The following is a 24,161-nucleotide window of genomic DNA, read 5'->3' on the forward strand; positions in this document are numbered from 1 at the left end:
ACCCACTATGAAGCTGCTGTGTCCTGGGCCGACCGGCGGAGGCGGAGTACGACGACGGTCATGGTCGCCGCCGTCAGGGCCGCCAGGATCATGTGGACGCCCACGGCGAGTTCGGGGAGCCCGTTGCGGGCCTGGTACAGGCCGACGGCGATCTGCACGACTTCGATCGCGAGGAGGGTCGTGACCCATCGGCGCGGCGCGAGCCGGCCCATCCACGCCGCGACGGTCAACGCGAGAGTGAGGGCGAAGAGTGCGTACCCGGGCCAGGCGTGCACGTGCTCGAGCAGCGTCGCGTCGAAGCCGTTGCGCCCGGCCGTCGCATCTCCCGAGTGCGGCCCGGCGCCGGTCGTCAGCACACCGAAGACGATCGTGATCGCGAGCACGAGGGTCGTCACGTGGGTGAGGACCCCGTACCACCGCGGGACCGCTGCCACGCGAGGACCGGGCGGCACCTGCAGCCGGACGAGGAGCGCGGCGGTCACGCACACCAGGATCAGCGAGGCGACGTAGTGGAAGCCGACGATGAAGGGATTCAGCCCCGTCCACACCGTGATTCCCCCGACGACCGCCTGTGCGACGATTCCGGCGAGCACGATCCAGGAGATGGCGAACAGGTCGCGGCGATCGCGCCGCAGCGGCCACACGAGCACGAGAAGAGCCAGCGCGAGCAAGCCCAGCAGCGGGCTCATGAGGCGATTGCCGAACTCGATCAAAGAGTGGACGCCGTCGTCGACGAGGGCGGGGGTGGGAACGAGCGAGTCGGCCGTGCACAGCGGCCAGGTGGGACAGCCGAGGCCGGATCCGGTGAGGCGGACGGCCCCGCCGGTGCCGATGATGATGACGTTGCCGAGGAAGTTCAGCCAGGCGACGACCCGCAAGGGAGTCCCGATCCGCGCGACGCCGGCGCTTCGGGAGGGACGGGAGTGATCCGTCCGTCGATCGGCCTGGACCTCGGACATGGATCGCCTCCTGATATGCCGCCGCAAAGGGCGTTCGGCCACGCCACAGGGAAGGGGTTGCCTGTAGACTTGAGGGGTTGAGAGGTTCGCGCGCCGCGCGTTCTGCTCACCTCAAGTCTAGGCGCGATGTGAGCGCTGGCTGTGCCCGAGCAGTCGGACCAGCGACAACACGACCGGCCCTGAAAGCGGCATCCCCTCCTCGCCCACTCCCGAGGGTGGGGGAATGCCGGAGCGGATGACACCGTTGCGGCCGAGAAGGAGGAAAGCCATGTCGGATGTGCTCATCGACCGCCCGGAGCTCGAAGGGCTGGGGGTGTACGAGTTCGGATGGCACGATGCGGACGCCGCTGGCGCCAGTGCGCGACGCGGTCTCAGTGACGCCGTCGTGCGCGACATCTCCGCGCTGAAGTCGGAGCCCGAATGGATGCTCAAGACCCGGCTGAAGGGGCTCCAGCTCTTCGAGCGCAAGCCCATGCCGACGTGGGGCGCCGACCTCTCCGACATCGACTTCGACAACATCAAGTACTTCGTCCGCTCCACCGAGAAGCAGGCGCAGTCGTGGGAGGACCTCCCCGAGGACATCCGCAACACGTACGAGAAGCTGGGCATTCCGGAGGCGGAGCGCCAGCGACTGGTGGCCGGTGTGGCCGCCCAGTACGAGTCCGAGGTCGTGTATCACCAGATCCGCGAGGACCTCGAGGCGCAGGGCGTCATCTTCATGGACACCGACACCGCGCTCCGGGAGCACCCCGAGTTCTTCGAGGAGTACTTCGGCACGGTGATCCCCGCCGGCGACAACAAGTTCGCCGCGCTGAACACCGCCGTGTGGTCGGGCGGTTCCTTCGTGTACGTGCCGCCGGGCGTGCACGTCGAGATCCCGTTGCAGGCCTACTTCCGCATCAACACCGAGAACATGGGACAGTTCGAGCGGACGCTGATCATCGCCGACGAGGACTCCTACGTCCACTACATCGAAGGCTGCACGGCGCCCATCTACAAGAGCGACTCCCTGCACTCCGCGGTCGTCGAGATCATCGTCAAGAAGAACGCCCGGGTGCGGTACACGACCATCCAGAACTGGTCGAACAACGTGTACAACCTCGTCACCAAGCGCGCCGTGGCCCACGAGGGCGCGACGATGGAATGGGTCGACGGGAACATCGGCTCCAAGGTGACGATGAAGTATCCGTCCATCTACCTCATGGGCGAGCACGCCAAGGGCGAGACGCTCTCGGTGGCCTTCGCCGGTCCGGGCCAGCACCAGGACGCCGGCGCGAAGATGATCCACATGGCGCCGTACACGCAGTCCTCGATCGTCTCCAAGTCGATCGCCCGGGGCGGGGGGCGCGCCGGCTACCGCGGCGAGGTCCGCGTCGACGCCAATGCGCACCACTCGGCCAACACCGTCCGCTGCGACGCGCTGCTGGTCGACACGATCTCCCGCTCCGACACCTACCCGGCCATCGACATCCGCGTCGATGACGTTCAGCTGGGTCACGAGGCGACGGTCTCCAAGGTGAGCGAGGAGCAGCTCTTCTACCTCATGAGCCGAGGCATGCCCGAAGACGAGGCGATGGCGATGATCGTGCGCGGCTTCATCGAGCCGATCGCCCGCGAGCTGCCCATGGAGTACGCCCTCGAGCTCAACAAGCTCATCGAGATGGGCATGGAAGGATCCGTCGGCTGATGACCACAGCGACTCAGACCCCCGCCGCCGCGGAGGGTCACATCGACCCTGCCGCCTCGCTGACGTCCGGTCCCGCCGTCCCGGTGCAGACCCGATCGGAGCGGCCCACGTCGTTCGATCCGGACGATTTCGCGATGCCCACCGGCCGAGAGGTCAACTGGAAGCACACCCCGCTCGCGCTCGTGCGGGATCTTCTGCGCAATGAGCCCGGCCCGACCGGCGTCATCGCGGTCGACGTGTCTGCGCCCGCCGGCGTCGAGCAGCGCCGCCTTGCGGTCGGTGAGGCCCCGCGCGGAGAGGTCTTCCGTCCCGAGGACCTCCCGAGTGCCATCGCGTGGACGCAGGAGGCGGAGGCGCCCCTCATTCGCATCCCCGCCGACACCGAGCTGGAGGAGCCGGTCATCGTCCGGCTCACGGGGCAGGGTGGACTCGCCCACGCCCACGTCGTGATCGAGGCCGAGCGTGGCGCGCGCGGCACCGTCGTCCTTCAGCACGAGGGGCGCGCGCAGCAGGCGCAGAATGTGGAGATCATCGCCCGCGACGGGTCGGCGCTGACCGTGATCAGTCTGCAGCGGTGGGAGTCCGACGCCGTCCATCTCGCGGCGCACCAGGCCCGGGTGGAGCGCGATGCGCACCTCACCCATGTGGTGGTGACGCTCGGTGGCGGCCTCGTGCGGGTCAACCCGTCGGTCGAGCTCGCCGGCGCGGGAGCCGAGGGGCGCCTCTACGGGCTCTCCTTCGCGGATGCCGGCCAGCACTTCGAGAGCCAGGTGTACCTGCACCACAAGGGCGCGCACACGACCGGGGACGTCCTCTATAAGGGTGCCCTCCAGGGAAGCGACGCGCGGAGCGTGTGGATCGGGGACGTCCTGATCGGCCCCGACGCCACCGGGACCGACTCCTACGAGGCCAACCGCAACCTGGTGCTCACCGACGGCGCGCGCGCGGACTCGATCCCGAACCTGGAGATCGAGACCGGGGACATCGTGGGCGCCGGCCACGCGAGCGCGACGGGTCGCTTCGACGACGAGCAGCTGTTCTACCTGCAGGCGCGCGGAATCTCCGAGGACGAGGCCCGACGTCTCGTCGTGCTGGGGTTCCTGGCCGAGATCGTGCAGAAGATCGACATTCCCGCACTCCAGGACGAGCTGATCGCCGCGATCGAGGCCGAGCTCGCGCTCCCCGACGGCGCGGGAGAACCGGAATGACCGCTCAGAAGGTGCTCAAGCTCAGCGAGATGGAGCAGGACACGGCTGTCCGTGTCGAGGTCGACGGTGTGCCGATGGCCGTCGTGCTCGATGCTCAGGGCGAGGTCCACGCGATCGGCGACCTGTGCACCCACGGAGACATCTCCCTCTCCGATGGGTTCGTCGAGGGGGAGACCCTCGAATGCTGGGCCCACGGATCGGCCTTCTCGCTGCGGACCGGCCGCCCCCTCAACCTCCCGGCCTACGAGCCGGTGCCCGTCTACGACGTCACCATCGACGGCGACGATGTGCTCATCGATCCGTCCGTGACCAAAGAAGTGAACTGAAGAAGGTATTTGACATGGCTGTTCTCGAGATCCGCGACCTCCACGTGACGGTCGAGACGGATGCCGGCACGACCCCGATCCTCAACGGCGTCACCCTCACGGTGCGCACCGGTGAGACGCACGCGATCATGGGCCCCAACGGTTCGGGCAAGTCGACGCTCGCCTACACGATCGCCGGACACCCCAAGTACACCGTCACCTCCGGCTCGATCACGCTCGACGGCGAAGACGTCCTTGCGATGTCGGTCGACGAGCGCGCCCGCGCGGGGCTGTTCCTCGCGATGCAGTACCCGGTGGAGATCCCCGGTGTCACCGTGACGAACTTCCTGCGGACGGCGAAGACCGCGATCGACGGGGAGGCCCCGGCGATCCGCGCATGGACGAAGGACGTCAAGGACGCGATGAAGAACCTTCGGATGGACCCGAAGTTCGCCGCGCGCAACGTCAACGAGGGATTCTCCGGCGGCGAGAAGAAGCGCCACGAGATCCTCCAGCTCGAGCTGCTCAAGCCGGCGATCGCGGTGCTCGACGAGACGGACTCCGGTCTCGACGTCGACGCGCTGAAGATCGTCTCGGAGGGCGTCAACCGCGCGAAGGAGGCGACCGACCTCGGGGTTCTCCTCATCACCCACTACACGCGCATCCTCCGCTACATCAAGCCGGACTTCGTGCACGTCCTCGTCAAGGGTCGCGTCGCCGAAGAGGGCGGCCCTGAGCTCGCCGAACGACTCGAGAACGAGGGGTATGACCGCTACCTCGAACCGACCGACGTGGTCGAGGCCTAGGATCGTCGCATGACCGCCACGCTCAGCCCCGAGAAATACGACGAGGTGACCGAGTCCCTCAAGGACGTCATGGACCCCGAGCTCGGCATCAACGTCGTGGACCTCGGCCTGATCTACGACCTGAGCTGGGACGAGGAGAACGACGCTCTCGTCATCCACATGACGTTGACCTCGGCCGGGTGCCCGCTCACCGACGTGCTCGAGGAGCAGACGGCGCAGGCCCTCGACGAGGTCGTGGAGCGTTTCCGCATCAACTGGGTGTGGATGCCGCCGTGGGGTCCGGAGCGGATCACCGATGACGGGCGCGACATGATGCGCGCGCTCGGCTTCGCCATCTGACGCCGCGTGACACCGTCGTCCGTCGGCGGAGCGAGGCTCGATAGGCTCGGACAGTGACTGTCGTTCCCCTCGAAGCCCTCCCTTTGGAGACCCTCCGACGCCGTTCGAGCTCCAAGTGGAGAACGTATCCCGACGATGTCCTTCCGCTCTTCGTGGCGGAGACGGATTTCCCCCTCGCGGAGCCGATCCGGACGCGGCTGGCCGACGCGGTGGAGATCGGCGACACCGGGTACACACCGGCCGATCCTGGCATTCGTGACGCGTATGTGGGCTTCGCCGCCCGACGGTTCGGATGGACCGTCGACCCGCGGCGGATCGTGACGACGGCGGACGTCATGATGGGGGTCGTCGAACTACTCCGCGCCACCACCTCTCCCGGTGACCGGGTCGTCATCACGCCTCCGGTCTACCCGCCGTTCTGGATCTGCATCGAGGAGGCCGGTGGCGTCGCAGAGGAGGTCCCTCTGCTCGACGACGGGCAGACGTGGCGCCTCGACCTGTCGGGCATCGAGGCGGCCCTCGCCGACGGCGCGCGTGCCGTGCTGCTGTGCAATCCCCACAACCCCACCGGCTCGCTCCACGACAGGGAGGCCCTCGCCGCGCTCGCGGAGATCGCCGACCGTTATGGAGCAATCGTGATCAGCGACGAGATCCACGCGCCCCTGGCCGCACCCGACGCGGGCTTCACGCCTTTCCTTGCCGCCGGGCCGGCTGCCGAGCGCGTCGGCTTCGCGGTCACGAGCGCCTCGAAGGCGTTCAACCTTGCGGGCTTGAAGTGCGCCCTCATGATCGCCGCCAGTGCCGAACGGGCCGCCGACCTGACGGGTCTGCCGCGGGAGGTGGCCTGGCGCACAGGATTGTTCGGTGCGCTCGCGGGCATCGCCGCCTTCTCGCCGGAATCTGACGGCTGGCTGGACGCGCTGCTGGTCCGGCTCGAACAGAACCGGCGACTTCTCGGGGAGCTGCTCGCGGAACACCTTCCGCGGGCCGTCTATCGCGCGCCCGACGTCGGCTTCCTCGCGTGGGTGGATCTGTCCGCCTACGGATGGGGCACCGACCCCGCCGCGGCGATCCTGCGGGAGTGCCGGGTCGCGTTCCACCACGGGCCCGAGTTCGGGACCGCCGGCGCGGGCCACGTGCGGATCAACGTCGGGTGCGCGCCGGAGGTTCTGACCGACGCCGTGCGGCGCGTCGCGGCCTTCGCCGCGTCGTGAGCGCGCCCGCCGTCTCGGTCTGGCACGCCCGCTACCTCTGGGTCACCGCGGGCGCGGTCGCGATGATCTTCCTGGCCGCGACGCAGGCGCTGGCCGTCACGACGGTGATGCCGGTCGTGAGCGCCGACCTCGACGGCGCCGGTCTGTTCGCGGTGGCCTTCTCGGGGACACTCGCCACGAGCGTCATCGGCATGGTGGCCGTCGGGGCATGGTGTGATCGCGCCGCGCCGGTCTGGCCGCTGACGACGTCGGTGGTCCTGTTCGTGGTGGGACTGGCCATCGCGGGAAGCGCACCCGACATGCTCACTCTCGTGGTCGGGCGTCTCATCCAGGGGCTCGGGACCGGTGGCCAGACCGTCGCGCTCTACGTCGTCGTCGCCCGCGTGTATCCGTCGACCCTCCACGGTCGCGTGTTCGCGGCGTTCTCGGCGGCGTGGGTCGTCCCCTCGCTGGTGGGACCGGTCCTCGCCGGCGCGGTCGCGGACTATCTGCACTGGCGGTGGGTGTTCCTGGGCGTTGCCGCCCTCACGATGCTCGCCTACGTCGTGGTGTACCTGCGGCTGCGTGGCTTCACGATGACGGTGGATGGCGGGGGAGCGCGGGCGCCGATCGCGGGCCGGCTGGCGTGGGCGATCCTGGTCGCGGTCGCCGCCTTGACGCTCGGATGGGCGGGCGAGTTCGGCTCCGCAGCCCCGCTCGTCGTCGGGGCCAGCGCTCTCGCGCTGATCATCGCGGCGCGGCCGCTTCTTCCCCGGGGCACGCTCCGGGCGCGGCGCGGCCTTCCGAGTGTCATCCTCATGCGCGGTCTGATCGCCGGAGCGCTCTTCGGTGCCGAGATCTACGTGCCGTATCTGCTCATTTCCGACTATGGATTCTCGTCGATGTGGGCGGGGCTCGGGCTGACCGGTGCCGCGCTCCTGTGGGCTCTCGGGGCCGAGGTGCAAGGCCGCTATGGCGACCGACTGGGCAACGCCCGTATCGCGGTGTGGGGGACGGTGCTCCTGGGTGTCGCCACGATCACCGCCGCGGCCTCGGCGATGGCGGACCTGCCTGCCGGTATCGTCATCGGCGGGTGGACACTGGCGGGAGCCGGGATGGGGCTCATGTACCCGAGGCTGACTGTCCTCACCCTTGCGTACTCGACGCCCCACAACCAGGGATTCAACTCCGCTGCCCTGTCTATCTCCGACGCGATCGGCGCCGCGACGACGATCGCGGCCATGGGGCTCACCTTCTCTGCGCTGTCGGCCACCACGGCGGGGTACCCGGTGGTCTTCCTCATCGGCACGGGCCTCGCGATCCTGGCCCTCGTGCCCGGTCTGCGCCTCGGCGACGCGCGGAAGGCGCCGACAACGGCAGTTTGAGCGAAGCGGCAGGTAAGGCTAACCTAAAATCATGCCTTCCTCCTCGACCGCCGTTCGGCCTGCCTACCGACCGTACGCGGTCACCGTATCGTCGGTGACGCGGCTCTCTCCGCACTTCACACGAATCGTGCTCACCGGCGAGGACCTGGAGTGGTTCGGGACCGGCCGACTCGATCAGCGGATCAAGGTCGTCCTCCCTCTCGAACACGGCTACGCCGACTTCGGGCAGGAGGACGGGGCGGGCGACTGGTACGACCGGTGGCGTGCGCTCCCGTCGGCCGAGCGGAACCCGTTCCGCACGTACACGGTGCGGCGGATCGACCCTGCCGCGCGCGAGCTCACCGTGGACTTCGTCGTGCACCACGATGCGGGGCCGGCCGGTTCCTGGGCCGACGCCGCATCGATCGGCGACCAGCTGATCGTCGTCGGCCCCGACGAACGGAGCCCGCACTCTCGGAGCGGTATCGACTGGCACCCCGGCTCCGCACGCCGGTTCCTGCTCGCGGGTGATGAGACAGCAGCCCCGGCCATCTGCGCGATCGTGGAGTCGCTGGACCCCCGCTGCGAGGCCGACGTCTTCATCGAGGTGCCCACCGCCGCAGATGCCCTGCCGATTGCGGCCGGCTCCGCGACCCGCGTGACCTGGCTGCCGCGAGAGGACGCCCCGCACGGCGAGACACTGATCGCCGCCGTCTCGGGGTGGTCGCAGCAGCACGACGAGCTGCTCACGCGCGCCGCCGCGCCCCGTCCGCAGGCCCTCGAGGAGATCGACGTGGACCGCGAGCTCCTCTGGGACAGCCCCGGCGATGGCGACGGTGAGTTCTACGCGTGGATGGCGGGCGAGGCGGCCACCATCAAGGCCCTGCGCCGGCACCTGGTCTCGGGCTGCGGCGTCGACCGCAAGCGCGTGGCCTTCATGGGGTACTGGCGAAACGGGCAGGCGGAACGCACCGAATGAACGCAACGGCTCGCGCGCGTCGGGCGCGCGCCGTGCTGTGGGCGTCGTTGCTGCTGCTGGCGGCCGCGATCGTGCTGAGTCTGACGGTCGGAGCACGAGCGATCGCCCCGGCGGACGTGTGGGCGGCGCTGTGGGCGCCGACCGCCTCCGATCCCGACCACGTCGTCGTGCTCGCCCAGCGCCTGCCGCGGACCGCGATCGGGCTTCTGGCCGGCGCCGCCCTCGCCGTGGCAGGAGCGGTCATGCAGGGGCTGACGCGCAATCCGCTCGCCGATCCCGGGCTCCTCGGTGTGAACGCCGGCGCCTCGGTCGCCGTGCTGGCCGCGATCACCCTCCTGGGAATCGTGACGCCGTCGGGCTTCGTCTGGTTCGCCTTCGGAGGCGCCGCCCTCGCCGCTGTGCTCGTCGCGGTCGTGGGCTCCCGCGGCCCGGATGGCGCGCACCCCGCCAAGCTCGCCCTGACCGGCGCCGCGGTCACTGCGGGGCTCACGGCGGTGTCGTTCCTGATCCTCACGACGCAGCGCGTGGCCCTCGAGGTCTACCGGTACTGGTCCGTCGGAGCACTGACGTCCCGCGGGCTGGACACCGCTGTCCTCATCCTCGGCCCGCTCCTTCTCGGTCTCCTCCTCGCCGTCCTCTCCATGCGCGGGCTCAACCTGATCGCCCTGGGAGAGGACACGGCGCGTGGTCTCGGACACGACGTCGCACGCACACGCGCGATCGGGATCACCGCGACCGTGCTCCTGTGCGGAGCCGCGACGGCGATCGCGGGTCCTCTCGTCTTCCTCGGCCTGCTGGTCCCGCACGCGCTGCGCGCCGTCGTCGGCGACGACTACCGCTGGCTGATCGCAATCGGGGCGCCGTTGGGAGCAAGCGTCCTCATCCTGGCCGACGTGCTCGGGCGCGTGATCGCGCTGCCCGGTGAGGTGCAAGCGGGTATCGTCGTCGCCTTCCTCGGTGCCCCGGTCCTGATCGCCCTGGTGCTCGGCAGACGGCCGGTGACGCTGTGAGCGGGGTCGGGGCCGTGCGCGCGGCCGCGCGCCGCCGCTGGTTCTGGGTCGGTCTCTCCGTCGCCGCGGTGGCGGTGGCCGTGGCGATCGTCTCGCTCTGTCTCGGTGACTACCCGCTGACACCCGGGCAGGTGTGGCGTGCGTTGTGGGGTCACGGCGAGCGCGTGGAGAACTACGTGATCCTCAACGTCCGTGCCCCACGCCTGGCCATGGCGCTCTTGGCCGGCGCCGCACTGGGGCTCGCGGGAGCCGTGCTCCAAGGGCTGCTGCGCAATCCACTCGCAAGTCCCGATCTGCTGGGAATCTCCGGCGCGAGCGGCCTCGCGGCGGTGTTCGCGCTGTTGGTCCTCGGAGTCGGCGGCCCCCTGCTCGCGCTGTGCGCCTTCGGCGGAGGCCTCGTCGTGGCCGTGATCCTCATCTGGGCGGGTCGATCGGCCCATGCCGCGGGGTACCGCCTCATCCTCGCCGGTATCGGCATCGCCTTCCTCGCCTCGGCGATCACGAACTACCTCATGGTGAGCACCCAGATCGAGAAGGCGCAGACGGCCCTCCTGTGGCTCGTCGGATCCTTGTCCGCCACCCCGTGGTGGCAAGTGGCGACGCTCGCGGGGGTGCTCGTCGTCGCCGCGCCACTGCTGCTCGTCGCCGCACGCTGGCTGCCGCTGCACCAGATGGGTGGACCTGCGGCGACCTCGCTCGGCGTGCCTCCCCGACTGGTGTACCCCCTCTGCGTGGGGCTGGCGGTGCTGCTGACATCCACGACCGCGGCCTTCGTCGGTCCCATCTCGTTCATCGCGCTGTGCGCCCCGGCGATCGCCCGTCCTCTCCTGCGTCACGGAGCGCTGGGCCTGGGCACCAGCGCACTCGTCGGTGCGACGCTCCTGGCTGCCGCCGACAGCGTCGCGCAGTTCGCCCTTCCCGGACTCCAGGTGCCGGTGGGCGTGGTCACCGGAGCCTTCGGCTCGGTGTTCCTGCTGTGGATGCTCACGACGTCGAAAGGACGACAGCTGTGACCGGTACCGGATCTGCGCCGCTTCTGCAGGCGCGTGGCCTGTCGGCGGGATACCCCGGCCGTACGGTCATCGACGGCCTCGATCTCACCGTCGCGCCGGGCCGGATCACGATGATCATCGGTGCGAACGCCTCGGGCAAATCGACTCTCCTCGGCACGCTTGCCCGCCTGCGCGCGCCGCTGGAGGGAACCGTCGAACTCGACGGAGCGGATGTCGCCTCGCTGCCCCGACGAGCCTTCGCTCGGACTGTGGGACTCCTGCCGCAGCACCCGGCCGCGCCCGACGGCATCACCGTCGCCGAACTCGTCTCCCGCGGTCGCCATCCCCATCGCGGGATGTTCCAGCGCTGGAGCGCGGAGGACTCCGCGATCGTGGATGCGGCGATGCGGCGCACCGGTGTCGCGGAACTGGCCGACCGTATCGTCGGCGATCTGTCCGGCGGCCAGCGTCAGCGGGTGTGGATCGCGATGGCGTTGGCACAGGCGCCGCGCATCCTCCTCCTGGACGAACCGACCACGTTCCTCGACCTCAGCCACCAGCTCGAGGTGCTGGACCTGCTGCGAGACCTCAACCGCACCGAGGGGACGACCATCGTCGTCGTCCTCCACGAGCTCAATCTCGCGGCGCGTTACGCCGACGATCTCGTGGTCCTCCACGAGGGGCGGGTGGTCGCTCACGGCTCGCCCGTCGATGTCCTCACGGCCGAGGTCGTCGAGCAGGCCTTCGCGCTGCACGCGCTCGTCATGCCCGACCCGTTGACATCCACACCGCTCGTGATCCCTCGACCCGGCGGCGCCCACACGGTCGCCGACGAGACCTGATTCACCCACCGAGAGACCCGATTCACCCACCGAAAGGACCCCACATGTCCCGTACGACCACGCGGTTCGCTTCCGGCGCGATCGCTGCCGCCGCGACCGTCGCCCTTCTCGTCGGATGCGCGAGCACCCCCGACGCGCCTGCCCCCGCGAGCTCTTCCTCGGCCGACGCGGGCTTCCCCGTGACCATCACCGGCGCCCTCGGCTCGACGACGATCGAGTCTGCGCCGGAGCGAGTGGCGACCTGGGGGTGGGGCGCCACCGACGCGGTCATCGCCCTCGGCGTCACCCCGGTCGCCATTCCGTCCGACGACTACTCCGGAGGCGAAGACAAGATCGCACCCTGGGTCAGCGAGGGACTGGAGAAGCTGGGCGGCGAGACCCCGGTGATCCTCGATGGCTCGGCGAGCACCCTGTCCACGGAAGAACTGCTGACGGCCACGCCGGACGTGCTCCTCGCACCGTACTCGGGCCTCACCCAGGAGGAGTTCGACGAGGTCACCGGCGCCGGCGTTCCCGTCGTCGCGTACCCGGAGGCCGTCTGGACGACTCCGTGGCGCGACGCGGTGAAGCTCGTGGGCGAAGCGCTGGGGAAGAGCGCCGAAGCCGATCGCATCCTCGCCGACATGGACGCGCTGGTGGCCGATGCCGCTGCGGCGCACCCTGAGTTCGCAGGCACGTCGATCGCGCTGCTGACCGAGTCGGCGGGAACCTACTACCTCTACCTCCCGGCCGACCCGCGCGTGGAGATCCTGGAGGATCTCGGGTTCGTCACGCCGAAGGGCGTCACCGCGCTCGATACGGGCGAGGGAACGTTCTACACGACGGTCAGCCCGGAGAAGCTCGACGAGATCGACGCCGACGTGGTGCTGGCGTTCGGGGAGACGCAGGATGCGTTCGACACCTTCGCATCGTCCGACAACGCGCGTCTCATCCCGGCGATCTCGAAGGGCGCTGTGGCCGGCCTCATCGGTCCCGAGGAGATCTCGATGCTCTCACCGACTCCGCTGACCCTCCCGTACGGGCTGGACACGATCGTCGAGAAGCTCGCCGCGGCCACCGCCGTCGCGAAGGGCTGACAGAAAGACCACGAAGGCCCCGTCCGCGCGGACGGGGCCTTCGTCGTCGAGGGAGGATGCGGGGCCGTCAGCGCCGCGTGCGACGCTCCGCCGCCCGCACCAGGAGCCACGCCGCCGGGATCAGCCCCGCTGCCAGGGCTGCTTTGATCACGCCGCCGAGGACGAACGGCCACAGGCCGAAGTCGAGGATCTCCGCGACGTTGAGGCCCGCTCCGCCGAAGACGTTCAGGATCAGCGCCATGTAGGGGACACCGAAGAGGAAGGGAATGACGCTCGCGGCGACGAAGCCGACGAAGGCAAGAAGCGGCCGGCGGTCCCAGGCGCGCTCGGCGAACCATCCGGCGACGAAAGCGGCGCCGATGAATCCGATGATGAACCCGAAGCTGGGCTTCGCGACAGCGGCGATGGTCCCACTGAAGCCGGCGAAGACGGGGAGGCCGGCGAGGCCTGCCAGCAGGTAGGTGGTCAACGCCGCTGCACCGCGGCGTGCACCGAGGGCCGCACCGACGACGACCACCGCGAGCGTCTGGCCCGTGATGGGGACCGGCCACAGGGGCACCTCGACCTGAGCGAGGAGGGCGACGAAGGCGGCACCGGCGACGACCAGCGCGGCATCGAGTGCGAGGGCGTGGAGGCGAGCGGACGGACGGGCGATCAGGTCCGTCAGCACAGGGCGTCGGGCGGATGCAGTGAGGGACATCGGGTCTCCTTGCGTATCGGCAATGGCCGGGGGTCGCGACTCATCCTATGGGGGGTAGTGTCACGGTCCTTTGACGGAATCGGCCCACGACCGCCCCTCATCGTTGTCCAGGTTCTCCAATGACCACACGCCACACGCGATGGTGCGGCCGCCCGTGGCGTCCGCGCGAGAGCGAACCGGTCACGCCGCCGGGCCGGGTAGACTCGGAGGCTGGCCATTCGGTCATCTCCCTGCCATCGATGGAACGGACGTCCGCTGTGCTCGCCGTGCACGACCTCGAGATCCGCGTGGGCGCGCGCACGCTCATGTCGGACGTGTCGTTCCGTGTCTCCGACGGCGACAAGATCGGGCTCGTCGGACGCAACGGCGCCGGCAAGACGACCCTGACGAAGGTCCTCGCGGGCGATCTTCTTCCCTCAGAGGGCAAGGTCGAGCGTTCGGGCGAGCTCGGGTATCTGCCGCAGGACCCGCGTTCGGGAGACCCGGAGATGCTCGCGCGCACCCGCATCCTGGATGCCCGGGGACTGGGCTCCCTGCTCCTGGGGATGCACGAGGCGAGCGAGCAGATGGGCTCGGACGACGCCGACGTCGCCTCCCGCGCCATGCGACGCTACGGGAACCTCACGGAGCGGTTCGAGGCGCTCGGCGGTTACTCTGCCGAGGCGGAGGCCGCCTCGATCGCGCACAACCTCTCCCTCCCGGACCGGATCCTCGACCAGCCGCTGAAGACTCTGTCGGGCGGTCAGCGACGCCGTATCGAGCTGGCGCGCATCCTCTTCTCGGACGCGCAGACCATGATCCTCGATGAGCCGACCAACCACCTCGATGCCGACAGCGTCGTGTGGCTGCGCGAGTTCCTCAAGAACTACAAGGGCGGGCTCATCGTCATCAGCCACGACGTGGAGTTGGTCGGCGAGACCGTCAACCGGGTCTTCTACCTCGATGCGATGCGTCAGGTGATCGACGTCTACAACATGAACTGGAAGAACTACCTGCGCCAGCGGGTCGCCGATGAGGAGCGCCGTAAGAAGGAGCGCGCCAACGTCGAGAAGAAGGCGACGGCGTTGCAGCAGCAGGCAGCACGGTTCGGTGCGAAGGCATCGAAGGCCGCCGCGGCCCACCAGATGGTCGCTCGTGCCGAGAAGATGCTCTCGGGTCTCGAGGAGGTGCGCCAGGAGGACCGTGTCGCGAAGCTCCGGTTCCCCAAGCCCGCTCCCTGTGGCAAGACCCCCCTCATGGCCCAAGGGCTCTCCAAGTCGTATGGATCGCTGGAGATCTTCACCGATGTGGACCTCGCGATCGACCGCGGCTCGAAGGTCGTCGTGCTCGGCCTCAACGGTGCCGGGAAGACGACCCTGCTGCGGATCCTGGCGGGAGTCGATCGTCCGGATACCGGCGTGATCGAACCGGGCCACGGCCTCAAGGTGGGCTACTACGCGCAGGAACACGAGAACCTCGACGTGAGCCGATCGGTGCTGGAGAACATGATGTCCGCGGCGCCGGATATCACGGCGACCGAGGCTCGCAAGGTGTTGGGGTCCTTCCTCTTCACCGGCGACGATGTCCTCAAGCCCGCCGGGGTGCTCTCGGGCGGAGAGAAGACGCGGCTGTCGTTGGCGACTCTCGTCGTCTCCAGCGCCAACATGCTCCTCCTCGACGAGCCGACGAACAACCTCGATCCGGCCTCACGCGAGGAGATCCTCGGCGCCCTGGCCCACTACGAAGGCGCGGTCGTGCTGGTGTCGCACGACGAAGGAGCGGTCCAGGCCCTCAACCCCGAGCGGGTGCTGATCCTGCCCGACGGCGTCGAGGACATCTGGGGTCGCGACTACGTCGACCTCATCACCCTCGCCTGACGATCGCCCGCGTCGGCGAGCACCTCACTTCGGGGCCACGGCGTCCAGGAGCTCGTCCTCCGCCTCCATGTCCTGATCGCGGCGGCGCCCGCGACGCGCGGCGGACGGTCCATCCGCTTCGTCTTCGCGTCGGTGTCGGCGTTCGGTGCGGATCATGTACCAGATGAACACGAATCCCATGACGGCGAACAGGATCCACTGGATCGCGTACGACAGATGGGGTCCCGGGTCTTCGGAGGGTGATTCCAGCGCCTGCGGCCGAGTGGGCGGCGCGGGCTCCTCGGACACCATGATCCCGTAGACGTCGGTGAGCATCGCAGACCCGGAGTCCACGCTGGCCGCGATGGTCGGGAGATGGATCGTCGGCACCTGTCCGGCCGGGGCGCTGCGACCCGACCGGGGGAGCGGCTCCCCGGGCATGAGGCGCGCGATGACCGTCGCCTTCCCGGACGGCGGTGCGGGCACAGACTCCGGTTCGGGCCCGTCGGACGCCGGCGGTACCCAGCCCCGATCGACGAGGAGCACCTGACCATCGTCCGTGCGGAAGGGCACGAGCACCTCGAAAGCGCTGGTGCCCCCGTGCGGACGGTTGCGGACGAGGAGCTGCTGGTCGGTGAGGTACTCGCCTCTCAGCGTGACCGGGCGCCACTGGTCGCCGGGCGCGAATGCGCTCCCGGGGGCGACGACGTCGGCGAGGGCGACGGGGGCCGCGTCGTAGTTCTCGGCGACCAGGCGCAGCTGCTCTTCGCGGTCGGCGTTGCGGGTGAACTGCCAGTTCGCGAGGAAGCCGCACGCCACGGCGAAGACGACGGCGAAGGCCACGTATCCCGCCCAGCGCGCGGCCGTCCGCGTGGTCACGTGGCCGTCCTTCCGCTCAGCGGTTCGACCGAGACGGGGAAGTCGCGGGCGGCCAGGTAGTCACGCAGGAACGCGCGGTGCTCGTCGCATGCGGACCAGATCTTCCGGCGCTCCGGTGCGTGGATCCGCGGGTTGCGCCACACAACCTGCCAGACCGCTTCGGCACGGCAGCCGGCGCGCGAGCAGACCACGGCGGCGCCCTCGACGGGCGTACCGGTGGCGAGGCTCATGACTGCTCCGGGGGAGCCGGCCGTGACTCCTCGATCCTGACGACGGCCGGCCGGGCGGGCGACGCGTCGGGCGCGTTCTCGGGCGGCGTGGCGAGTTGACGCTCGGGCGGGACGGCGGAGACCACATCGGTGTCCGACCCCACGTTGGCCACGACGACGGCCAGGTAGGGGAGCAGGACCGCGCCGACGGCGAGGACACCGGTGTGCCAGCCGTACGGGGTGATGACCACCATGAGGACGAAGCAGATCACTCGGACGCTCATCATGATGAAGTACTTCCTCATGCGGGCCTGCGCGTCGTCGTGCGGCGCGCGCCGCAGCGATGTCGCCGACTGCGGCGAGCGCGACTTCATGATGGTTCCGACGTGTTCACGGTCCTTAAAGGCTACGCCCCGAGCCGTCGTCACAGGGCCGCGAAGGCGAACGGCGCAGTGGTGGCCCAGATGACGACCGCGAGCACGGACATCACGGCGAATCCGATGGCGATCCAGCCCACGATGACTCCCGTGAGCGCCATCCCACGTCCGCGTGCGCCGGTCTGACGGATCTGGTTCAGCGCGATGTGGCCCGTGATGACGCCGACGACGACCCCGAGCGCCAGCACCCACGTCCAGGCGAAGACGACGCCGGCGAGCGAGGCGACCATCGAGGTGATCGCCAAGCCGTTGGTCGGTGCGACCGGTGCATAGCCGTAGGGGGTACCGCCGTACGTGGGCACGGGAGGCATTCCGGGGGCCGGCTGACGGTAGGTCGGCGGTGGGACCGCGCCAGCGGAGGGCTGTACGTAGGCCGAGGACGGATAGCTCGGCGGTGCGTACGCCGCGGAAGGGTGCGCATACCCACCCGCGGGAGGCGGCGCGTAGCCGCCGGGTGCGGGAGGCGCATACGGGGCGGCGGCCGGTGGAGCGGGAGGCGCGGTGGCGCCGGAGTCCGGCGCTGCGGCATCGTCGGGACGAGGGGCGATCGGGTCGGTCACGGGGTCTCCTTCACGTCGACTCCAGGCTAGCGTGGCCGGTCCCCCCTCCGCGGGCGAGGGCTCGACGGCGGCGATACGCACGGGGCCCGACAACTAGGCTGGGGTGGTTCCGTCACCGAGTTCCCGGGAGAAGCATGTCCACCGATCGAGTCGTCCTCGTCACGGGAGGAAACCGCGGCATCGGCCGCGCCATCGCCGAGCGTTTCGTCGCGGCGGGGTATCGCGTCGCCGTCACGGCGCGCTCGGGCGAAGGCCCGGAGGGAACGCTGACGGTGCGTGCTGATGTGACCGACGCTGCGCAGGTCGACTCCGCTTTCACGCAGGTGGAGCAGAAGCTCGGTCCGGTCGAGATCGTCGTCGCGAACGCGGGGATCACCCGCGACACGCTCCTGTTGCGGATGAGCGAGGACGACTTCGACTCGGTGGTCGCGACCAACCTCGGCGGCACCTTCCGCGTCGTCAAACGGGCGGCGAAGGGGCTGCTGCGCGCACGATGGGGGCGCGTCATCCTGATCTCCAGCGTCGTGGGCCTGTACGGCTCGGCCGGGCAGGTGAACTATTCGGCGTCCAAGAGCGCTCTCGTGGGCTTCGCGCGCTCACTCACGCGTGAGCTGGGTGGTCGGGGGATCACGGCGAACGTCGTGGCGCCCGGCTTCATCGAGACCGACATGACCGCGGAGCTCGCCGCAGAGACGCAAGCGCAGTACAAGGCGACGATCCCAGCGGGGCGCTTCGCGACCGCCGATGAGGTCGCCGGTGTCGTCACGTGGCTGGCCTCCGACGATGCCGCCTACATCTCCGGCGCCGTGATCCCGGTCGACGGCGGCCTGGGGATGGGGCACTGAGCCCGGCGGTCCCGGAGCCGCAGAGCCTCGCGCTCTACGCTGTTCGCTATGGCACGTCGGAGTTGGCGGAGCACCACGTCTTCGCCGATGGCGATCCGGCTGCGACACGCTCGATCGTATGGAGCTACTACGTCGCCGTACGCGGCAGTGACGTCACGTTGATCGACGTCGGGTTCCGAGACCCGGAGGTCGCGCGGACGTGGGGAGTCGAACTGCTCGACGTGACAGCGGAGGTCCGGGACCTTCTCGCGGGACGCGTCGTCCGGCACATCTTCGTGACCCACGAACACTTCGATCACACGGATAATCTCGACGAGGTCCTCGCCGCGTACCCGGGAGCCTGCGTCACGCTGTCCGAGGCCGCGCACCGCCACCTCACCGCCGAGGGTGCGGCGGCGACCCGTGCGGCGCTCGCGGCCGCGCGCGTGCGCGAGGTCTCGGGAAGTGCCTCCTTCGATGAATGGCGCGTCGAGACGGTCGCGGGTCACACCGCGGGTTCCTCCGTCGTCGTGGTCACCCACGGAGCCCGCCGCTATGTGCTCACGGGCGACGAATGCTATCTGCGGGAGAGTGTCACGAGCGGGCGAGCGGTCGGGGTGCACGTTTCGATGGATCGCAACGTGCACTTCTTGCGCCGGCTCGCCGCGGAGGGAGACACGGTGCTCCCGTGCCACGACCCCATGGTCTTCGAGGAGTACGAGGCGGTCAGCACGAACGTGGTTCGCGTCTTCTGATCGACGCGGACCGGCGGTGCGCCGCGATCACCTCCAGCCTCACGCGGCGGGGGGCAGCAGGGGGATGACCTCGCGGAGGTCGACGCGTTCGATGACGAGGTCGGCGCGCGCACGCACCGCGGGCTTCGCATTGAAGGCGAGACCGAGTCCGGCAACCCGCATCATCATCAGATCGTTCGCGCCGTCGCCGATCGCGACCGTGCGCGCGAGGGGGATGCTGCGCTCCCGCGCCCAGTCCGTCAGCGCCTCCGCCTTGGCGGCGGCGTCGATCACCGGCCCCGACACCACACCGGTCAGCGCACCGTCGGCGGCTCCCAGGCGATTGGCCCGCCAGAGATCGACGCCCAAGGCTGGTGCCACGTGGTCGAGGATCTCGTGGAACCCACCGGAGACCACCGCCACGGTCCCGCCACGCTGATGGACCGCCGCGATCAGTTCGCGTACCCCCGGGGTCGGTTCGATCCGCGATCGCACACGCTCGAACGCGGCCAGCGGGACGCCCCGGAGTGCTTCCACCCGCGACGCGAGGCTCTGCGCGAAGTCGACCTCCCCGCGCATCGCCGCCTCGGTCGCGGCGGCGACTTCCGCACCCCGTCCCGCTTCGTCGGCGATGAGTTCGATGACTTCGTTACGGATCAGGGTCGAGTCGGCGTCGAGCACGACGAGGAAGCGGTCACCGGGCACGCCTCCAACCTACCGGTGTACCGGTGCTCGTCCGTGCCGCTCGCGGGGGTTACGGCTCAGACCGTCACGTGGACGTTCTTGCCGACCACGGTGATACCGCTGTCGGTGACGGTGAAGCCGCGGGCCAGATCGCGTTCGCGGTCGACGCCCACGGTTGCCCCGGGATCGAGGATGACGTTCTTGTCGAGGATCGCGCGGTGGACGCGCGCGCCCGAACCCACGCTGACGTGATCGAACAGCACAGAGTCGGTGATGGTCGATCCGCCGCCCGACAGCGTCCACGGCCCCACGACGCTGCGCTCGAGATGAGTGCCCGAGAGCACCGAGCCGAGCGAGACGATCGAGTCGATCGCATTGCCCATGCGACCCACTCCGTCGCGGACGAACTTCGCCGGCGGGGAGTTGAGCGCCTGGGCGTGGATCGGCCACGCGGTGTTGTAGAGGTTGAACACCGGGAGCGTCGAGATGAGATCCATGTGGGCGTCGAAGAACGAGTCGAGGGTACCCACGTCGCGCCAGTAATCGCGATCGCGTGCCGTGGACCCCGGCACGTCGTTGCGTTTGAAGTCGTAGACCGCGGCCTCGCCGCGTTCGACGAAGTAGGGGATGATGTCGCCGCCCATGTCGTGATTGGACGTGGGGAGCTCACCGTCGGCTTCGACGGCTTCGATCAGGGCTTGCGCGTCGAAGATGTAGTTGCCCATCGAGGCGAGCACTTCGTGCGGACTGTCGGAGAGACCGGTCGGGTTCTGCGGCTTCTCCAGGAAGTCCCGAATCGTCACATTGTCGGTCGGGTCGACGTCGATCACGCCGAACTGGTTGGCGAGGCCGATCGGCTGGCGAATGCCAGCCACCGTGGCGCGCGCCCCCGACTCGATGTGGTGATCCAGCATCTGCTGGAAGTCCATCCGGTACACGTGGTCGGCGCCGATCACCGCGACGATGTCGGGCTTCTCGTCATGGATGAGGTTGAGCGACTGAAGGATCGCGTCGGCCGATCCCGAGAACCACCGCTTGCCGAGGCGCTGCTGCGCCGGAACGGAGGTCACGTAGGAGTCGAGGAGCGCTGACATCCGCCACGTCTGCGAGACGTGACGATCCAGGCTGTGAGATTTGTACTGCGTCAGAACGACGATCTGCCTCAGCCCGGAGTTGATGAGGTTCGAGATCGCGAAGTCGATGAGTCGGTACTGCCCGGCGAAGGGCACCGCCGGTTTGGCTCTGTCCACCGTCAGGGGCATGAGTCGCTTTCCCTCACCACCGGCGAGGATGATTCCGAAGACCTTCGGCGCTGCAGGCATGGCACCAGACTATGCCCGTCCCAGCACGTGTACTAGCGTTCACGACATGCGCGTCGACATCATCACGAAGGAGTACCCGCCGGAGATCTACGGGGGCGCGGGGGTCCACGTGACGGAGCTGGTGCGCGCGCTGCGGAAACGGATCGAGGTCGCCGTCCGCGCCTTCGGTGCCCCCCGCGACGAGGCGGGAACGACCTCCTATGGAGTTCCCGCTGAGCTCCTGTCCGCCAACGGTGCGCTGCAGACGCTCGGCACCGACCTCGAGATCGTGGGCGATGTCGCGGGGGCCGACGTCGTGCACAGCCACACCTGGTACGCCAACTTCGCCGGGCACCTCGCGTCGCTCCTCCACGGCATCCCGCACGTGATCACGGCGCACTCCCTGGAGCCGCTGCGACCGTGGAAGGCCGAACAGCTCGGCGGCGGATACGCCGTGTCGAGCTTCATCGAGAAGACCGCCTACGAAGGGGCGGCCGCCATCGTCGCGGTCAGCGACGGCATGCGCCGTGACATTCTGCGCAGCTACCCCGCTCTCGACCCCGAAAAGGTCCGCGTCATCTACAACGGCATCGACGTCGAGTCCTGGCGTCCCGTGGAGGACTCCGCGCTGCTCGACCGGTTCGGAATCGACCCCTCGCGTCCGTCGGTCGTCTTCGTCGGACGCATCACGCGGCAGAAGGGACTGCCGTACTTCCTGCGGGCCGCCTCGATGCTGCCGCACGACGTCCAGGTCGTCCTGTGCGCGGGAGCCCCCGACACTCCCGAGATCCTCGCCGAGGTGGAGTCGCTCGTGCGCGACCTGCAGGCCGAGCGCGACGGCGTCGTCTGGATCGACGAGTTCCTCCAGCGCGACCAGTTGTGCGCTCTTCTCACGGCAGCGACCACGTTCGTGTGTCCGTCGATCTACGAGCCGCTGGGCATCGTGAACCTCGAGGCGATGGCGTGCGGGGCCGCGGTGGTCGGAACGGCGACGGGCGGGATTCCGGAAGTCGTCGTGGACGGAATGACCGGTCGTCTGGTCCCCATCGACCAGGTCCAGGACGGTACCGGGACACCCACCGACCCGGATCGGTTCGTGGCCGACCTCGCCGCGGCGCTCACGGAGGTCGTCTCCGACCCGGAGCGAGCGCGGGAGTGGGGGCGGGCGGGCCGGGAACGCGCCGCGTCGGAGTTCAGCTGGGAGGCGATCGCGGATGCGACTGCCGCCCTTTACCGCGAGGTGACCGGGAACGGAGCACCGCGCCGATAGGCTGGTGACATGACGCTGGTCTTGGAGTTCGCCGATGTCGTCGTCCGCCGTCACACGAGGAACATCATCGATCACCTCGATTGGAGCGTCGATGACGACCAGCGGTGGGTGATCCTCGGTCCGAACGGCGCCGGGAAGACCACCATCCTGCAGCTCGCTTCGACGCTCCTGCACCCGACCTCCGGCACCGTCACCATCCTGGACGAGCAGTTGGGTCGATCCGACGTCTTCGAGTTGAGGCCGCGAATCGGGTTTGCCTCGTCCGCGATGGCCCGCCGCGTCCCGCCCGAGGAGACGGTGCTCGACGTCGTGCTCACGGCGGCGTTCTCGGTGCTGGGACGATGGAACGAGCAGTACGAGTCGATCGACGAACGTCGTGCGCGACGCGTGCTGGGGGAGTGGAAGCTCGACCACCTCGCCGACCGGAGCTTCGGGACGCTCTCCGACGGTGAGCAGAAGCGTGTGCAGATCGCCCGAGCGGTCATGACCGACCCGGAGCTGCTGCTGCTCGACGAGCCGTCGGCGAGTCTCGACCTCGGCGCGCGTGAAGAGCTTCTGAGCCTCCTGAGCGGCTTCGCGCAGGCGCCCACGACTCCTGCCATGGTGATGGTCACCCACCACGTCGAGGAGATCCCCGTCGGGTTCACCCACGTGCTCCTGCTCCGCGATGGCGCGGCGGTCGCCCAGGGGCCGATCGCCGAGACGCTGACGGCCGAGAACCTCACGGCCACCTTCGGCGCCGAGATCGTTCTGACGCAGGCCGAGGGGCGTTACGCGGCGCGGGCGGCCCAGCCGTCCTGACCCGCGACATCGCTCGACGGGGATCGGTGATAGAATCTCTCTTTGGTGCGCTCGCACCGCAGACTTCCGTCGTCCCTGGCCAAATCCAGGGCACCTTGTGAGGAACCCCATGAAGACTGACATCCACCCCGACTACCAGGCGGTCGTGTTCCGCGACCTCGGCTCGGGCGAGACCTTCTTGACCCGTTCGACCGTCTCCAGCGACAAGACGATCGAGCTCGACGGTGTCACCTACCCGGTGATCGATGTCGAGATCTCGTCCGCGTCGCACCCGTTCTACACGGGCAAGCAGCGCATCATGGACTCGGCTGGTCGCGTCGAGAAGTTCAACCAGCGCTTCAAGAACTTCGGCGGCTCCAGCAACTGACAGCCGTCCGACGAAGCCCCGCTCCGGCGGGGCTTCGTCGTCTCCGGACGGGGGCGATGACAGGCTAGAGGCATGACCGCCGATGCCGACCTCCTCGCTGATCTGCGCCAGAGAGCCTACGGACGGGGTGGGGCGCCGCTCACCGCGCGCGAGTGGCAGCAGCTGGCGCGGCTCGAAAGCAGCCGCTATCCGTCCGGGCCGCAGCTCGATGCGGCCCCAGCACCACCGGTTGCGACGGATGAGGAGCCGACGCGGGTCGAGATGCCCGCCGCCGATCTGGCCACGCCTGCCCGGCGGACGCGACCGGTGGGACTGATGATCGCTGTCGTGGTTCTCGCGATCCTCCTCCCGGTGGCTGGCTGGGCGGGATTCCTGGCCGCGACGGCCGTGCAACCCGCCGCCGCGCCGCAACCGGTCCCCACCCCGATGCTCGCCCCCGGGCTCGAGGATGCCCTGGTGGACCAGAGCCGGGAGCGCGCGCTGACCGTCAACGAGTGGGACTCCGCCCTCACGCTGCTCAGCGCCGACCAGAGGGCGCTGGTGTGGTGGGGCGAGGTCGGCGACCAGACGTGTGTCGTCGTCGACCTCGTGCCCGACGGCCCGCTCGGCTCGTGCGCCGACACGTCCGCAGTGAAGGCGACGGGTATCCGCCTCGATGCGAGCCTCATCAGGATCGACGACGAGTACGAGTACGAGTATGAGGGCGAGCGCGAGGTGCCGTCGAGCGGCCCCTCGGTGGCACTCCTGGCTTACCCGTACGAGGGTCGGCTCATGCTCCGCATCGACGGCTGACACTCGCG

The 24,161-nt window shown here is 69.2% G+C and carries 28 protein-coding genes; 19 read left to right on the plus strand and 9 right to left on the minus strand.

Annotated features, from left to right (window positions below):
- Positions 1-5: 5 nt before the first annotated feature.
- Together AVP41_RS01315 and AVP41_RS16535 are read right to left on the minus strand one after the other, a co-directional pair.
- Positions 6-959: a COX15/CtaA family protein gene (locus AVP41_RS01315; protein ID WP_067159654.1), complete on the minus strand. Its 954-nt coding sequence runs from the start codon at positions 957-959 to the stop codon at positions 6-8.
- Between the two features lie 117 nt (positions 960-1,076).
- Complete coding sequence (locus tag AVP41_RS16535; RefSeq protein WP_157532364.1) at positions 1,077-1,229, minus strand: hypothetical protein; 153 nt, start codon at positions 1,227-1,229, stop codon at positions 1,077-1,079.
- On the opposite strand from AVP41_RS16535, the gene sufB reads away from it, so the two are divergent.
- From sufB to AVP41_RS01375, 12 genes are read left to right on the plus strand one after another with little or no spacing between them, the layout of a single operon-like run.
- Positions 1,228-2,646 (plus strand): Fe-S cluster assembly protein SufB, encoded by a 1,419-nt coding sequence (gene sufB / locus AVP41_RS01320; RefSeq protein WP_067159657.1) that lies wholly within the window; start codon positions 1,228-1,230, stop codon positions 2,644-2,646. The two genes, AVP41_RS16535 and sufB, sit on opposite strands and share 2 nt — an antisense overlap.
- The gene (gene sufD / locus AVP41_RS01325; RefSeq protein WP_067159660.1) at positions 2,646-3,854 is read left to right on the plus strand and encodes a Fe-S cluster assembly protein SufD; all 1,209 of its coding nucleotides are present in this window, start codon (positions 2,646-2,648) and stop codon (positions 3,852-3,854) included. Before sufB ends, sufD begins: the two co-directional genes overlap by 1 nt.
- Positions 3,851-4,180 carry a non-heme iron oxygenase ferredoxin subunit gene (locus AVP41_RS01330; protein ID WP_067159664.1) on the plus strand — a complete coding sequence of 110 codons (330 nt, stop codon included), beginning with the start codon at positions 3,851-3,853 and terminating at the stop codon, positions 4,178-4,180. The genes sufD and AVP41_RS01330 overlap by 4 nt, the downstream gene beginning before the upstream one ends.
- Positions 4,181-4,194: 14 nt before the next feature.
- Positions 4,195-4,965: a Fe-S cluster assembly ATPase SufC gene (sufC, locus tag AVP41_RS01335; RefSeq protein ID WP_067159667.1), complete on the plus strand. Its 771-nt coding sequence runs from the start codon at positions 4,195-4,197 to the stop codon at positions 4,963-4,965.
- A 9-nt stretch (positions 4,966-4,974) separates the two neighbouring features.
- Positions 4,975-5,304 carry a metal-sulfur cluster assembly factor gene (locus AVP41_RS01340; RefSeq protein ID WP_067159671.1) on the plus strand — a complete coding sequence of 110 codons (330 nt, stop codon included), beginning with the start codon at positions 4,975-4,977 and terminating at the stop codon, positions 5,302-5,304.
- A gap of 53 nt (positions 5,305-5,357) precedes the next feature.
- Positions 5,358-6,518: a MalY/PatB family protein gene (locus AVP41_RS01345; RefSeq protein WP_067159674.1), complete on the plus strand. Its 1,161-nt coding sequence runs from the start codon at positions 5,358-5,360 to the stop codon at positions 6,516-6,518.
- Positions 6,515-7,882, plus strand: coding sequence for an MFS transporter (locus AVP41_RS01350; RefSeq protein WP_067159677.1), 1,368 nt, complete (start codon positions 6,515-6,517; stop codon positions 7,880-7,882). Before AVP41_RS01345 ends, AVP41_RS01350 begins: the two co-directional genes overlap by 4 nt.
- A gap of 31 nt (positions 7,883-7,913) precedes the next feature.
- The gene (locus AVP41_RS01355; RefSeq protein WP_067159680.1) at positions 7,914-8,840 is read left to right on the plus strand and encodes a siderophore-interacting protein; all 927 of its coding nucleotides are present in this window, start codon (positions 7,914-7,916) and stop codon (positions 8,838-8,840) included.
- Entirely contained in the window at positions 8,837-9,850 is a 1,014-nt protein-coding gene (locus AVP41_RS01360) for a FecCD family ABC transporter permease (protein ID WP_067159683.1), read from the plus strand. Before AVP41_RS01355 ends, AVP41_RS01360 begins: the two co-directional genes overlap by 4 nt.
- Positions 9,847-10,863 (plus strand): FecCD family ABC transporter permease, encoded by a 1,017-nt coding sequence (locus tag AVP41_RS01365; protein WP_067159686.1) that lies wholly within the window; start codon positions 9,847-9,849, stop codon positions 10,861-10,863. Before AVP41_RS01360 ends, AVP41_RS01365 begins: the two co-directional genes overlap by 4 nt.
- A complete protein-coding gene (locus tag AVP41_RS01370; protein WP_067159689.1) occupies positions 10,860-11,684 on the plus strand; it encodes an ABC transporter ATP-binding protein in 825 nt (274 codons plus the stop codon). The genes AVP41_RS01365 and AVP41_RS01370 overlap by 4 nt, the downstream gene beginning before the upstream one ends.
- Positions 11,685-11,728: 44 nt before the next feature.
- Positions 11,729-12,760: an ABC transporter substrate-binding protein gene (locus tag AVP41_RS01375; RefSeq protein WP_067159692.1), complete on the plus strand. Its 1,032-nt coding sequence runs from the start codon at positions 11,729-11,731 to the stop codon at positions 12,758-12,760.
- Positions 12,761-12,827: 67 nt separating this feature from the next.
- Here AVP41_RS01375 and AVP41_RS01380 read toward each other — a convergent pair whose 3' ends face one another.
- A complete protein-coding gene (locus tag AVP41_RS01380; protein ID WP_067159695.1) occupies positions 12,828-13,460 on the minus strand; it encodes a biotin transporter BioY in 633 nt (210 codons plus the stop codon).
- 257 nt (positions 13,461-13,717) lie between these two features.
- Between AVP41_RS01380 and AVP41_RS01385 the strand changes: the two genes are divergently transcribed.
- Positions 13,718-15,316 carry an ABC-F family ATP-binding cassette domain-containing protein gene (locus AVP41_RS01385; protein ID WP_067159698.1) on the plus strand — a complete coding sequence of 533 codons (1,599 nt, stop codon included), beginning with the start codon at positions 13,718-13,720 and terminating at the stop codon, positions 15,314-15,316.
- 24 nt (positions 15,317-15,340) lie between these two features.
- Here the strand turns inward: AVP41_RS01385 and AVP41_RS01390 are convergent, their stop codons facing one another.
- Genes AVP41_RS01390 through AVP41_RS16540 form a run of 4 tightly spaced genes read right to left on the minus strand, consistent with a single transcriptional unit; the run spans position 15,341 to position 17,380 of the window.
- Positions 15,341-16,174, minus strand: a complete 834-nt coding sequence (locus AVP41_RS01390; RefSeq protein WP_067159701.1) for an SURF1 family cytochrome oxidase biogenesis protein — start codon at positions 16,172-16,174, stop codon at positions 15,341-15,343.
- Positions 16,171-16,404 carry a hypothetical protein gene (locus AVP41_RS01395; RefSeq protein WP_067159704.1) on the minus strand — a complete coding sequence of 78 codons (234 nt, stop codon included), beginning with the start codon at positions 16,402-16,404 and terminating at the stop codon, positions 16,171-16,173. The genes AVP41_RS01390 and AVP41_RS01395 overlap by 4 nt, the downstream gene beginning before the upstream one ends.
- A complete protein-coding gene (locus AVP41_RS01400; protein WP_082828968.1) occupies positions 16,401-16,757 on the minus strand; it encodes a DUF3099 domain-containing protein in 357 nt (118 codons plus the stop codon). The genes AVP41_RS01395 and AVP41_RS01400 overlap by 4 nt, the downstream gene beginning before the upstream one ends.
- A gap of 50 nt (positions 16,758-16,807) precedes the next feature.
- Positions 16,808-17,380, minus strand: a complete 573-nt coding sequence (locus AVP41_RS16540) for a DUF4190 domain-containing protein (protein ID WP_231902638.1) — start codon at positions 17,378-17,380, stop codon at positions 16,808-16,810.
- A 134-nt stretch (positions 17,381-17,514) separates the two neighbouring features.
- Between AVP41_RS16540 and fabG the strand changes: the two genes are divergently transcribed.
- The gene (fabG, locus tag AVP41_RS01410) at positions 17,515-18,225 is read left to right on the plus strand and encodes a 3-oxoacyl-ACP reductase FabG (RefSeq protein WP_067159710.1); all 711 of its coding nucleotides are present in this window, start codon (positions 17,515-17,517) and stop codon (positions 18,223-18,225) included.
- A 62-nt stretch (positions 18,226-18,287) separates the two neighbouring features.
- On the plus strand, positions 18,288-18,959 hold the full coding sequence (locus AVP41_RS01415; protein ID WP_067159713.1) for an MBL fold metallo-hydrolase: 672 nt from the start codon (positions 18,288-18,290) through the stop codon (positions 18,957-18,959).
- Positions 18,960-18,998: 39 nt separating this feature from the next.
- Here AVP41_RS01415 and serB read toward each other — a convergent pair whose 3' ends face one another.
- Positions 18,999-19,643: a phosphoserine phosphatase SerB gene (serB, locus tag AVP41_RS01420; protein ID WP_067159716.1), complete on the minus strand. Its 645-nt coding sequence runs from the start codon at positions 19,641-19,643 to the stop codon at positions 18,999-19,001.
- Positions 19,644-19,699: 56 nt separating this feature from the next.
- The gene (glgC, locus tag AVP41_RS01425; RefSeq protein ID WP_067159719.1) at positions 19,700-20,944 is read right to left on the minus strand and encodes a glucose-1-phosphate adenylyltransferase; all 1,245 of its coding nucleotides are present in this window, start codon (positions 20,942-20,944) and stop codon (positions 19,700-19,702) included.
- 46 nt (positions 20,945-20,990) lie between these two features.
- Here glgC and glgA point away from each other — a divergent pair, with 46 nt between their 5' ends.
- The 4 genes from glgA to AVP41_RS01445 all read left to right on the plus strand — a co-directional run bounded on the left by glgA (position 20,991) and on the right by AVP41_RS01445 (position 24,153).
- Positions 20,991-22,193: a glycogen synthase gene (gene glgA / locus AVP41_RS01430; protein ID WP_067159722.1), complete on the plus strand. Its 1,203-nt coding sequence runs from the start codon at positions 20,991-20,993 to the stop codon at positions 22,191-22,193.
- Positions 22,194-22,202: 9 nt separating this feature from the next.
- Positions 22,203-22,994 carry an ABC transporter ATP-binding protein gene (locus AVP41_RS01435; RefSeq protein WP_067159725.1) on the plus strand — a complete coding sequence of 264 codons (792 nt, stop codon included), beginning with the start codon at positions 22,203-22,205 and terminating at the stop codon, positions 22,992-22,994.
- 109 nt (positions 22,995-23,103) lie between these two features.
- Positions 23,104-23,361, plus strand: a complete 258-nt coding sequence (locus tag AVP41_RS01440; RefSeq protein WP_067159728.1) for a type B 50S ribosomal protein L31 — start codon at positions 23,104-23,106, stop codon at positions 23,359-23,361.
- Positions 23,362-23,433: 72 nt separating this feature from the next.
- On the plus strand, positions 23,434-24,153 hold the full coding sequence (locus AVP41_RS01445; protein ID WP_067159731.1) for a hypothetical protein: 720 nt from the start codon (positions 23,434-23,436) through the stop codon (positions 24,151-24,153).
- The last annotated feature ends 8 nt before the right edge of the window (positions 24,154-24,161 follow it).

It is taken from the genome of Microbacterium sp. TNHR37B, from assembly GCF_001620065.1.
Classification (GTDB): domain Bacteria; phylum Actinomycetota; class Actinomycetes; order Actinomycetales; family Microbacteriaceae; genus Microbacterium.